Here is a 12,030-nt window from a genome sequence, read left to right as displayed (position 1 = left end):
CCCTACCGCGCCACGGGGGAGACGCGCAGCGTCAGCGGCCGGATCGCCGAAGCCGCCACCGTCACGGACAGCCGGTTGTCGGCGCCGGCCTCGGCCGTACCACTCCACAGCACCGAGCCGTCGCGCTCGGCGCTGACCGTGTAGCGGCCGGGCGCCGGAACGCGCCAGACCATGGCACCGTCGCCGTAGCCCGTTGCGCCGACGCGAAAGCCGTTGCCCTCCGTTTGGCGGCCAAAGAAGGCCCAGCGCCCCTCGACCAGATAGGGCTGCGCCGCCGGCGGATCGAGGTCGGCGCGCTCGACCTCGACCAGCGCGACGACCGGTTCCGCCACGGCGGGATCGAGCGCCACGTAGAGGCTGCCCTGGGCGTGCCGCTGCCCCAGAACCCCGGTGGAGCGGGTGAAGTCAACGGCGGTGAAGCTCGCCTCATCGAAGCGCAACGTGTTCAACGCGCCCCGGTCGAGCACCCGCCAGCGCCGCTCTCCGGGGCGCTCCCCGGCGGGCGCGAAGCGGGCTTTGTAGAAACCCTCGGCGATGCGGGCGTAGGTGGAGGCGGCGACCGGCGCCAGCTCCGACGACCGCGCGAAGCTCAGGTTGCGGCGCAGCGCGTTGACGCTCGCCGCCTTCTGGCCGGAATACATGTGGTAATAGATGTTGAACGGCTTCAGCCGGATCGGGCTGTCGGTGTTGCGCAGCGTGTTGACGAGGTTTTGAAACCCATAGAAGCGGTTTGTCCACAGGTCGGTGTAGGTGTTCTCGTTGCTGCCGGCCGAGTAGATCTGCTGCTCCGCCCCCACCGCCCGACCGACCGGGGGCACCGTGGTGATGGAGGGGTAGTCGGCGTCGAAACGCGCGTCGCCGCCGTTCATGTTGTGGCCGCCGGCCTTGCGCACCGCCGCCAGCGCCGCCTCGAAGGGGGAGGTGTCGCCCGACCACTGCACCAGCGTCGCGGTCTTGCCGCCCGGCGCCGCCTTGGTGAAGTAGTCGAGCGCGCCGCCGATCTCCTGGTCGAGGTCGAAGGGGGTTTCCAGATAGGCGCGGGGAATCGCGTAGCGGCCGATGTTGGCGCCCTCGCCGCCCTCGGCCGCGTGGTCCGGCCGGTTGCGGCCCAGCACCTTGTCGAGCGCGCTGGCGTCGGGGTCGCCCTCGCGGCTCTTGAAGACCGCTTCCTTCTGCGGGGTGTAGTCCTGGAAGAAGGCCCATTGGAAGGGGTGGGTCCAAGTGTGGCTGGCCGGCTCGACCTGCGGCAGCGCGAACAGCCGGTCCATCGCCCCGCGTGACTCCGGCGTGCCCTTCCAGGCCGGGTCGACGTCGCCGACGATGGGGGCCACCGACACCGGCAGCTCGGGAAACGGCTCGATCGCCGCGATCCGCACCATGTCGGCGGACAGCGTCTTGTCCTTGGCGTAGGGGGCCACCTCGGTCACGTTGCGCCAGCCGTCGCCGTCGATGTGGCTGAAATACATCCGCCGCCCGGACAGGGTGGTGACGTCGGTCTTGGGCAGGTCGTCGGTGGCGAAGGACTCGCGGAGGAAGGCGAAAGGGTCGAGGATCCAGAGCCGCCGGTTGATCTCCGGGTCGTAATGGCGGGTGTAGCCCTCGGCGGCCATGCCGCCGGCCGGGCCGGTGACGACCAGATGGCTGTCGCTGCCCGGATCGCCGCCCCGCCGCATGACGAGGTGCGAGACGAACCGGTCGTCGGTCTTGCGGAACAGCGGGTAGCCGGGCAGCACGCCGATCAGCTTCCGCTCGTAGCCGATCATCGCGTCGGCCAACACCGGCTTGGACTTGTAGGTGAGGTCGGAGTAGCCGTCGTCGTCGCGCAGGCCGAAGCGGGCGAGGAAGCGGTTGACCAGCGCCATCGGCACCGCCCGTCCGCCCGCCGAAGCGCGGATCCCCGGCTCTCCCAACACGACAAAACGCAGTCCACGGTCCATCGCCCCCGCCGCCCAGGCGATGTAGGCCTCGGCGTTGGCGAAGGGCTCCCCGGTGAACCAGGTGAGGACGCCGCGCAGGTCGGGGTAGCGCGACAGGTCGGGCAGGCCGTCGGCCACGTTCCAGTAGACGACCGAGAGGCCGAGATGATTGAGTGGCATCTCCACCAGGGAATGGACCCGCGTCAGCCGGATGATCTCCTCCTCGCGGAGGTCGACCAGGGCCAGCACGGTGCGCGGAACCACCGGTTCCGCCGCCCGCGCGGCCCCCGTCAGCAGCAGGATCAGGCAGACGGCGCGGAGCAATCCCGTCACGGCGGCGGCTCCGCCACAAGCCGGTCGAGCTCGACGACAGAGACGTAGGGCGCGAAGCCGTTGGCCCGCTGGCGTGCGTAGAGAGCGCGGATGCCGGCGGCGTCGTCCGGATCCCAGTAATCCAGGGAATAGAGGCCGAGCTGCGGGTTCAGCGCCTTGGCCGCCTTCAACGCATCGACCTGGAACTTGTAGTCCTCGTCGCTTTGCAAGTGTGGCCGCTTGGCCTCGAAATCCCAACCGGCGTAAACGCTTTCCCCCAGCGCGTGGGTGATGGCGCGGGCGGTCCTGGGCAGGATCTCGTAGGCGCGGTTCTGCATGATCGGGATGCGCGGCCAGTTGGCGCGGATCGCCAGGACCAGACGCGCGGCCCCCTCGGTCATGCCGGCCCAGCGTTTGGGGTCGGTGCGTTCCAGATGCGGCGGGTTGTCCAGCGTGTCGAGGAACACCCCGTCGAAGCCGTCGCGCAGCAGCGCCGGGACCAGCTCCTCCACCACCAGCTTGACCCAGCGGCGGTCGCGGACGTCCACGTAGAAGCTGCCGGGCCAGTTGGGGTTCTCCTGGTCCAGGATGCCCCAGCTTTTCACCTTGGCGAACCAGGGCCGGTGGGTCTCGACCTCGCCGACGCTGATGTAGCCCAGCAGGGTCTTGCCGCGGTCCTTCAGCGGGCGCAGCGGCGGATGGGTGCGGCTGTCGAGGACCAGAAGCTTGTAGGACTCGAAGGCCCGCGCCGACTCCTTGTCGGCGTAGTAGACCGCCCAGGAATCGCCGGCCGGCGCGGCGTGGCCGAAGCGGGGAACGCCCAGCGCGGCCATGCCGGCCAGCAGGCCCCCCGTCACCGCGCGCCGTCCGACGATCATCGGTGCCTCACCCGAGCCAGGCCAACGTGTCCCGCAGCCCGTCCTCCAGGGAGGTGTCGCAGGTCATGCCGAAGGCGGCTACCAGCCGGGAGGGATCGCCGATGGAGACACGGATGTCGCCGGTGCGCGCCGGACCGAAACGGCGGTCGAGCGGACGGCCCGACAGTTCGGCCAGCACTTCGGCCAGCCGGTTCACGGTGGTCGGCTTGCCGGTGCAGACGTTGAAGACCGGGGCGCCCGGCTTGGCGTCGTCCATCGCGGCGGTCAGGTAACGCACCAGATCCTTCACGTAGACGAAGTCGCGCACCTGCTCGCCGTCGCCGTTGACGGTGATGGGCTCGCCCCGCGCGATGCGGCCGGCGAAGATCGAGATGACGCCGGAATAGGGCGATTTCGGATCCTGGCGCGGCCCGAAGACGTTGAAGAAGCGGAAGCCGGTCGTCGGCACGCCATGCACCCCGTCGGCGACCCGCGCGTGCAGCTCGCAGCCCAGCTTGTCGGCGCCGTAGGCCGACAGCGGGCGGGTCGCAGCGTCCTCGGTCAGCGGCATGTTCGGGTTGTCGCCGTAGACGGCGGCCGAGGAAGCGTAGACCACCGGCACCGGCCCCCTGGGGTTGGCGCGCCGCGCCGCGTCGAGCACGGCGACCGTGCCCGACAGGTTGGCGTGGTGGGTCTCCAGCCACGCCTCGCGCGAGCGGTCGACCGAGGCGACGGCGGCAAGGTGGAAGCAGCCGTCCGTGCCGGCCATCGCGGCCTCCACGGCGGCCGGATCGGCGACGTTGCCGACCGTCACCGGGACGCCTTCGGACAGATTCTCGCGCTTGCCGGTGGACAGGTCGTCCAAAACCCGCACTTCGTGCCCGGCTGCCAGGAGACGCTCGATCAGGTGCGAGCCGATGAAGCCGCAACCGCCGGTGACCAGATAACGCGCCATGCTCGCGGTTTCCCCTGCTGTTGTGTCGGAACGTTTTCTACGCGCCGCCGCCGGACCCGGATCACCGGCGCCCGTGGGGTGTTGATCGGCTCGGGATCAGTCGGCCGGGGGCTTGAGGAAGCCGGCGACGACCGCCTGGAAATCCTTGGGCTTGATCGGCTTGGAGACGTGCCCGTTGAAGCCGGCGTCGGCCAGCCGGCGCTTGTCGGCGGGCGAGGCCAGATTGGTCACCGCCACCACCGGCGTCGCCGACAGCTCCGCGTCGGCGCGGATCTGCTTGATCAGCTCCACCCCCGAGAGGTTCGGCATCACGATGTCCATGACGACCAGATCGGGCCGGAGGTCGCGCATCAGATCCAGGGCGGCGCGGGCGTCCAGCGCCTCGACGACGTTGTAGCCGCCTTCCTCCAGGCAGCGGACGAAGAGCTTGCGCATCAGCACGTTGTCTTCGACCACCAGAATCGATTGCGTCTTTTCGAGCGTGTCCATGCGTCCATGCCATCGGGAAAGAAAACTCCGGCTCCGCAGCCGGTTCATAATCAGGAAAAGTGGGTTTCGATGGAAAATTCTGTAGTGAAATTATGCGTTGTGGTCAAGGCACGCCCGGTCCTATGCGGGATACCCCCAATCGGAACAATCACCTGCGTGGAATCGGGTCTTTGCCGCGACACGCCGTCATCACCGGGCGCGGCCGCCGCCAAGCTTGGCGCGGTGAATTCCTTTGAAATCTATGCATTTCGAACTTCACGACACACACCCGTATCTTGACACCTCTTCTTGCCCGCGCCGCCGTTTCCGCTGGCGCGGCTGCGGGGTTCCGTCCATGATTCCGACAAACGCGGCGCAACGCCGCGCAACCGGAAGGAGACCAAAGACCGTGACCGCCGCCTTCACCCTGTATGGAAACGTCAACTCGCAGCCGGCGGCCCGCATCGCCCTGTTCTTCCGTCTGGCCGGCCTGCCCTTCTCGTACCGCCACGTCGATCTGCCGACCCAGCAGCAGAAGACGCCAGGGTATCTGGCGATCAACCGCTTCGGCCGGGTGCCGACCCTGGTGCACGAGGGCCGTTCGTTGTCGGAATCGAGCGTCATCCTGACCTATCTGGCCGAACAGACTGGCCAGTTCGGCGGCCGGGACGCGGGCGAGAAACTGCGCTTAGCCGAATGGCTGAGTTGGCTGGCCGATGTGCTGCTGCCGGTGCAGCGTTGCCGCGCGCTGCGCAAGTTCAAGGGCGATCCCAACGCCCTGCCCTGGGTCGAAGCTTCGGCCGCCAACGGGCTGGCCCTGTTCGACCAGCATCTCGCCGGCCACGACTTCATCGAGGGCGGCCGCGTCACCATCGCCGACATCTTCGCCTTCCCCTGGATCGATCTTCTGGAGGAATCGGGGGTGGACGCCGCCAAATACCCCAACATCCAGGCCTGGGCGGCCCGCATCCGGGCGCAGCCCGGCTTCAAGCCGCAATACGACCTGATGCCGACCCAGGATGCGGAGTGCTGACACCCGTTCGACAACGGTTTGGGTGGCGTTTAAGCGGCGACCGGCAGCGCGACCGTCATCCGGAACCCGCCCGTCGGGCGGTTTTCGGCGCGGACGCGCCCGCCGAAGGCCTCGATGTTGCGGCGGACGATCCACAGGCCGATCCCGAAATGGGTGGATCCGGCCTGCTGGGCCGCCGCCTCGTCCTCCGGCATGCCGCGCCCCGGCTCGCGCTGGGAGAAGTAGCGCTCGAAGATGCGCTCCAGATTGGCCGGATCGACGCCCGGCCCCTCGTCCTCGACCACCAGTTCGGCCCAGGGACCGCTGCGGGTCAGCCGCACGCTGACGGCGCCGTCGGCCGGCGAGAAGCTGATGGCGTTCTCGACCAGATTCTCGACGATGGTCTCCAGCGTCTCCTCGCTGGCCCGCACCGTCAGGCCGGAGTCGATCCGCGAGCGCATGTGGAGTTGCCGTTCGGCGAGCAGGCCGGTGTAACCGCTGGCCATCCGCTCCACCAGTCCGGACAAATCGACCCGGCGGCGGGTCGGGGCCAGCAGGTCCGCCGCCGCCTCGTCCATCCGGCGGGCGAAGGAAACCAGACCGTCGAGCTTGTCGACCGACTTCTCGATCATGGCGAGCGCGCGCTGGCTGCGCGGATGCTCGGCCGGCAGGGCGCGGCGCAGCGGCTCCACCGACTGGCGGATCACCGCGATGGGGGTCTTGAAGGCGTGGGCGTTGTCCTCCGCCGCGCGGCGCAGCGAGCGGGCGCTGTCGCGCAGCGTGTCGACCAGCCGGTCGAAGTCCTCGGCGACGGCGGAGAGTTCGGGAACCGTGTTGCGGGCCGCGAAGGAGTTGGGTTTGTCGCCGCCGGTCTCTTCGCCGTTGACGATGTTGCGGGCGAGGTCGCCGAAGCGGTGCAGGTTGCGCCAAACGCCGGCCAACACGGCCAGCACCAGCACCGCCATCGCCAGATAGACCGCCGCCGCCGCCTGGACCGCCGGAGTCCGCCAATAGGGCCGCCCGAGCGAGGAGGCGACGTAGCCCTCCGTCGCGTGGCTGGTCACCAGCGCCCAGCAGCCGAAAGTCGTCTTGATCGGGGTGATGGAGGACAGGACCTCCTCGCCGCCCGAGGCGTGCGGCACCCGCATCGCCAGCGTGGAATTGCCGGCGCAACTCGTGCCCAGCCGGTCCAACACCCCCTGCCCCAGCAGCAGCCGGCGTTCAGCGTCGAGATCGGCGGTGGGCAGGTTGGGGGCGGCGGCGACGTAGTAGAAGGCTTCGGCCCCCGATCCGGCGCGCGGCCGGACCAACAGCTTCAAACGCGTGCGCTCATCGGCGAAACGGGCCAGCGTACCGCTCAACGTCGGCAACGCCGCGCGGTCCACCCCGGCCAGCTCGGTCTCCATCGCGCGGGCGATCAGTTCGCCCTGGCGTTGGGCGCTGTGCAGCAGCAAGAGCTGCGTGGCTTCATCGGCCCGCTGGAACTGGTCGTAGAGCAGGACCGGAACCGCCAGGAAGACCAGGGTCAGCAGGACCAGCCGGCTGGCCAGCGACCGCCACAGCCACCGCAAGCGGTCGGCCGTGGCGTGTCCCCGGGAGCGGTCCGATGCCCGCATCTTGCTCTCAATCGGCAGCAGCGCCATCGATCAGCACATCCTCGGCGGTGGCGGAGTCGTCGTCGCGGGTCTGGGCCGCGCCGCCCTCGCCCTTGCCCCAGCGGTAGCCGAAGCCGGGGTAGTTCTCGATGCAGCCGAAGCCGGCATCGACCGCCCGGAACTTCTGACGGATGCGCTTGATGAAGGCACGGACGTTGGCGCGGTACCCCGAAGGGCCATAACCCGCCATGAAGCCCTTGCCGTGCACCAGATCGTAGATCTCGCGGTAGGAGACGTCCTCCTCCGGGCGGGTCGACATCAGCTTGACGATGTTGAACTCGGTCAGCGTCAGGTCGATGCGCTTGCCCATCCAGAAGGCGCGGCTGTTGTCCAGGCGCAGCTCCAGCTCGCCCAGCGTGTGGACCGGCTGCGGCGCGGCGGTCTCGGCAACGTCGTCGTTGGCGCCCTTGCGGGCGTCGAGGATCAGGCGCATGCGCTTGAGCAGGATCGGCAGGCTGCGCGACTTCTCGACGAAGTCCAGCGCGCCGCCGGCCAGAGCGGCTTCCTCATAGATCTGGTCGGACAGCACGGTCAGAAAGATGACCGGGGCGTCGATGCCGCGCGCCCGCATCTGGCGCAGGACGTCGATGCCGTCCATCTTCGGCATCCGCCAGTCGAGCAGGACGATGTCCACCGAGCCGCCGGCCGCGAAGAAGTCCAGAGCCGGCTCGCCACGGTCGAAGGTGAGGACCTCGTAACCCTCGTCGCCCAGGTTCAGGCTGAGGGATTCGCGGAAGAGATCGTCATCGTCCACCAGGGCGATGCGGGCGATCGTCGGATCGGTCATCATGGACATCCCCCCCTTAATTTCCGGGAGCGCCGGCTTGAGCGAGGAGTTGGGCGAAGCATCGATGGTCTGCATCAGGGACATTGGGGCTACTCTTCATGTCGTAGGAGAGGGCTCGGAAGTCCTGGGAGGAGGTCATATCCATGAAAAAGAAGACCTTGAGCGTGCAATCGCCCTTGGCGTACCGCCAGACCTTGGCCGGCGGCGCCTCTTCCCGCGCAACAGGGGACCCCAGGAGGTGAAGTGTCTGGACTTCGTCCAGCCCGACGAGGGCGTCGGGGTCGGCGTTGGGGGTGGAAGGTTGGGTGGAGGCCGTCTGAACGGTGGGTTGAGCGGCCGGAAATTCGGTAGCCAGCGGGTCGGGCAGAGCCGCGACAGCCGAGGCCGAGGTCGTGGTGGTCGCCAGCGGCGCGACCGGCGGCGGGGCCGGCTTGACGCGTGGCACCGGCGGCACCGCCACCCGGTTCGCCATGGCGGACGGGTCCGGGTAGCCGGCGCCGGGGGCGCCGGTGGTGCCGGGGCAGCCGGCCAGCAGCAGGACCGCCAGCAGAAGGCCCGCGTGACGGGCCTGGCCGATCGTGTCGGCGCCGGCATCGGCCACCTTGCGGAGGGCGCGCGTCACGGTCATGGGGGCGGACCTTTCGGAAACGGAGCGGATCGCCGGGATCCATTGCCATGCGGTGCGTCCCCTGCGATAACAACGTCAAATCTACGTCATGTGATCGAGTGAACTGGCCGCGTCTGATGGGCCTAAATTGAGACCAACCTGGTTAATGGCCCGTTAAAGCCACAGCCCCTACCCCCATTTTGCAAAAGCCGATCAGTATTTCTTCGATTTTCGTTTTATTCCCAATCGATATTGGTAATTGTTAACCATCTGAGGATCAAAGAACTCCAATCCGGTCAACCGACGCAGCGAGGCGGCGCGCGGCCCCTCCGTCACGCGTGTGTTCGACTTACGGCATACGCATCACAAGCGAGTGAGGCGTTGCGGGATGGGTTGGGAGAGCGGGTGGGACCGGCGGAAGACCAAGGCCCAAAAACAATCGGCGGCGGAACCACGCGATGATGGTTCCGCCGCCGGTCAGCCGGACGGGCAACGTGTCTGTGTTCATGGTCCGCGCGGAGGCGGCCATTGGGTCGTTGCCGCTTGAACTCCAGCCTTCAATCCGGCCGGCCCGTCAGGGCGGTCGGCGCTGTGCGAACAATGCGTGTCGGGCACCATTCTTCACAGGACGAAGCCTGCGCCGCTTCGCCGCCTGCGTCAAGTTCGCATCACGAACAATTTGGGAGACGTTTTGCTGGACGGGGCAACCCGGCTGCGGTTAGCTGCCCCCCTGGGAGATGCCCTGAGATGCCGCGCGGACCCGTCCGCGCGCTCGCAACGAAACAGCGGCGGAAAACGCCGCGTGGAGCAAAGCCGGTGACCGAGACGACCGCCGCCAGCCCGACCGCGCGGGGCAGCGCCGTTCCCGGCGTCGCCCGCCGCGTCCTGACCGTCTTCCTGCCCTTCGCGCTGGCCTATTTCCTGTCCTACCTGTACCGCACGGTCAACGCGGTGATCGCCGACGAGCTGACGGCGGCGCTGGGCGTCACGGCGGCCGGGCTGGGCTTCCTGACCAGCGCCTATTTCATCGCCTTCGGGCTGTTCCAGCCGCCACTCGGGCTGCTGCTCGACCGCTACGGGCCGCGCCGGGTGGAAGCCGCGTTGCTGCTGGTCGCGGCGGCCGGGGCGGCGCTGTTCGCGCTGGGCGGGGATTTGGCGGCGCTGGCCGTGGGACGCGCGCTGATCGGGCTGGGGGTATCGGCCTGCCTGATGGCGGCGCTGACCGCCAACGTGATGTGGTGGCCGCGCGAGCGGCTGCCGCTGGTCAACGGGCTGTTCATGGCCTGCGGCGGGCTGGGCGCCGTCTTCGCCACCACGCCGGTGCGGGCGCTGCTGGAGATCACCGACTGGCGCGGACTGTTCCTCGGCATCGCGGCGGCCACCGTCGCGGTGGCGGCGCTGCTGTTCGTCGCCGTTCCGGAACGGCGGCTGGAGGGCAGCGGGCGCGCCACCCTGGGCGAGATGCTGCGCGGCACGGTGGCGGTGCTGCGCAGCCCGGTCTTCTGGCGGCTGGCGCCGACCTGCGCCTCGGTCCAGGGCGCGTTCCTCGCCTACATCAGCCTGTGGGCGGGACCATGGCTGCGCGACGTCGAGGCGATGGACCGGATCGGCGTGGCGACGCATCTGCAACACGCGGCGGTGGCGATGGTGGCGGGCTACGCCTCCTTCGGGCTGATCGCCGACGCGGCGCGGCGGATCGGGCTGACGCCGCTGGCGGTTCAGACGGTCGGGGTGGCCGCCGCCGTCGCCGTGCAGGGGGCGATGGCGCTGGATCTGGGGCTGTCGCCGCTGGCGGGCTGGGCGCTCTACGCCTATTTCGCCAGCGCCTCGGTGATGGGTTATTCCGTGCTGACCCAGCGCTTTTCGGCGGAGCTGGCCGGGCGGGTCAACACGGCGGTCAACCTGCTGATGTTCGTCGTCGCCTTCACCCTGCAACCGGCCATCGGCGGGCTGCTCGGGTTCTTTCCGACGGCGACGGGCTACGCGGTGGAGGGCCATCGTTTGGCGATGCTGGGGGTGGTTGGGATCCAGGCGGTGTGCGTGGCGTGGCAGGTGATGGGGATGATCGCGGAGCGCCGCTCCGGCACCTCGCGCTGAGAACGCGAAGCTCGGCATTTTGCAGCTTGCCACTTATTCGGCGGCGCCTGTGCGGTGCTTCAACCTGAACGGAAAAATCTTGCTGGTTTCGCCACCGGTCCGGGCGGTCCGTTCGATCGAACACGCAAAATGGATAGTTCCGTGCACACCGAATTGGCAAAAAAACTTTTGTATGCCGAAAATTTCCTGATCACCTTTTCCGTCGGCCTTTTCCTGACCCTGCCGATCCATCTCCAGCAGCAGGGTCGGACGGAGATCGTCTTCGGGCAGATCTTCGCGGTCGGCGCGGTCGGCGCCCTCACCTGCGTAGTCGCCCTGCACTGGCTGTTGCGGCGATTCGGGTTGCGCCGCATGGCCCCGGCGGGCAGCCTGGTCTTCTGCCTGGGAAGCGGCCTCTACGCGGTGGCGGCTCACCGGTACGCGGATGTGGACGCGCTGCTGTACGCGGCCTCCCTTCTGCAAGGAGCGGGTTGGGGCCTGTTTCTGCCCATCGGCCCGATCTGCATCTCATCCATGGTCGAAGCGCGGGAAAGGCCGCGATTCTTCGCCTTCTACGGCGCCTTCAACACGCTGGGCATCGGCCTGGCGCCGATTTTCAGCAGCATCGCGATGGCGCATCTGAATCTGACCTTCGGCGCGCTGTACGGTCTGGCCTGCCTGACGAGCTTCGCCGGTTTCCTGCTGTCGTGGCTCGTGGCGCGCGGGAACGAATCCTACGCGACGGTCAGCCGGGAGGTGTCCGTCGACGGCAATCGCAACGCCATCTTCCGCGTGTTTGCCCTGCCCTGCGTCTATTTCTTCGGGATGATGATGCTGTGCGGCTGCATCTACACCAGCATGACGAACTTCCAGATCAGCTTCGCCCAGGCGAACCGGATCGATCACAAGGTTTTCTTCGTCTTCTTCACCGCGTCGATCATCCTGGCGCGTTTCTCGCTCGGGACTCTGGTCTCCCGCTTTCCACCCGAGCGGACCGTCCCGGCGCTCGGCGGCGTCATGCTGGCCGCGATGCTGCTGCTGTACGGCGCCGCGCTGTCGGTCGCCTTCTACGCCGCCTCGGCGATCCTGTTCGGCCTCAGCTATGGCCTGATCGTGCCGATGATCCAGGCCCAGGCGACGGCCCAGGCGCCGGACGCGATGAGGTCGCAGGTTCTGGTTACGGTCAGCATGTCCTATCTGCTGGCGCGCTACCTGTTCCCCTATCTTGGTGCGTTGGTGATCCAGCCGTTCGGCTACGACGGCCTGCTGTTTCTGCTGGTGCTGTGCGCCGCGGCGGTCGCGGCCCTGGCGGGTTATTTCTTTCATCGCCGGACGTTGGCGTTCGCGGTCTGAACGTTCGGGAAAAGCGCCCGTCTTTCGAGACA

10 protein-coding genes are annotated in these 12,030 nt (G+C 68.3%); 3 read left to right on the top strand and 7 right to left on the bottom strand.

The window, feature by feature from the left end; genetic code table 11:
• Positions 1–2: 2 nt before the first annotated feature.
• From EJ913_RS26475 to EJ913_RS26460, 4 genes are all read right to left on the bottom strand, one after another.
• Entirely contained in the window at positions 3–2,249 is a 2,247-nt protein-coding gene (locus EJ913_RS26475; protein ID WP_185909945.1) for a polysaccharide deacetylase family protein, read from the bottom strand.
• Positions 2,246–3,106: a glycoside hydrolase family 191 protein gene (locus EJ913_RS26470; protein ID WP_127003599.1), complete on the bottom strand. Its 861-nt coding sequence runs from the start codon at positions 3,104–3,106 to the stop codon at positions 2,246–2,248. Before EJ913_RS26470 ends, EJ913_RS26475 begins: the two co-directional genes overlap by 4 nt.
• Positions 3,107–3,113: 7 nt before the next feature.
• Positions 3,114–4,040, bottom strand: a complete 927-nt coding sequence (locus EJ913_RS26465) for an NAD-dependent epimerase/dehydratase family protein (protein ID WP_127003597.1) — start codon at positions 4,038–4,040, stop codon at positions 3,114–3,116.
• Positions 4,041–4,136: 96 nt separating this feature from the next.
• Positions 4,137–4,529, bottom strand: a complete 393-nt coding sequence (locus EJ913_RS26460) for a response regulator (protein ID WP_127003595.1) — start codon at positions 4,527–4,529, stop codon at positions 4,137–4,139.
• A 388-nt stretch (positions 4,530–4,917) separates the two neighbouring features.
• Here EJ913_RS26460 and EJ913_RS26455 point away from each other — a divergent pair, with 388 nt between their 5' ends.
• The gene (locus tag EJ913_RS26455; RefSeq protein WP_127003593.1) at positions 4,918–5,541 is read left to right on the top strand and encodes a glutathione S-transferase family protein; all 624 of its coding nucleotides are present in this window, start codon (positions 4,918–4,920) and stop codon (positions 5,539–5,541) included.
• A 29-nt stretch (positions 5,542–5,570) separates the two neighbouring features.
• Here EJ913_RS26455 and EJ913_RS26450 read toward each other — a convergent pair whose 3' ends face one another.
• Genes EJ913_RS26450 through EJ913_RS26440 form a run of 3 tightly spaced genes read right to left on the bottom strand, consistent with a single transcriptional unit; the run spans position 5,571 to position 8,590 of the window.
• Positions 5,571–7,163: a sensor histidine kinase gene (locus EJ913_RS26450; protein ID WP_185909944.1), complete on the bottom strand. Its 1,593-nt coding sequence runs from the start codon at positions 7,161–7,163 to the stop codon at positions 5,571–5,573.
• Entirely contained in the window at positions 7,144–7,962 is an 819-nt protein-coding gene (locus EJ913_RS26445; RefSeq protein WP_238521412.1) for a response regulator transcription factor, read from the bottom strand. The genes EJ913_RS26450 and EJ913_RS26445 overlap by 20 nt, the downstream gene beginning before the upstream one ends.
• A gap of 16 nt (positions 7,963–7,978) precedes the next feature.
• Positions 7,979–8,590: a RodZ family helix-turn-helix domain-containing protein gene (locus EJ913_RS26440; RefSeq protein WP_127003589.1), complete on the bottom strand. Its 612-nt coding sequence runs from the start codon at positions 8,588–8,590 to the stop codon at positions 7,979–7,981.
• Positions 8,591–9,385: 795 nt separating this feature from the next.
• On the opposite strand from EJ913_RS26440, the gene EJ913_RS26435 reads away from it, so the two are divergent.
• The gene (locus EJ913_RS26435) at positions 9,386–10,666 is read left to right on the top strand and encodes an MFS transporter (RefSeq protein ID WP_185909943.1); all 1,281 of its coding nucleotides are present in this window, start codon (positions 9,386–9,388) and stop codon (positions 10,664–10,666) included.
• Positions 10,667–10,720: 54 nt separating this feature from the next.
• Positions 10,721–11,998 carry an MFS transporter gene (locus tag EJ913_RS26430; RefSeq protein ID WP_127003585.1) on the top strand — a complete coding sequence of 426 codons (1,278 nt, stop codon included), beginning with the start codon at positions 10,721–10,723 and terminating at the stop codon, positions 11,996–11,998.
• Positions 11,999–12,030: the final 32 nt, after the last annotated feature.

It is taken from the genome of Azospirillum doebereinerae, from assembly GCF_003989665.1.
GTDB classification, from domain to species: Bacteria; Pseudomonadota; Alphaproteobacteria; order Azospirillales; family Azospirillaceae; genus Azospirillum; species Azospirillum doebereinerae.
This window is presented reverse-complemented; position numbering and strand designations above follow the sequence as displayed.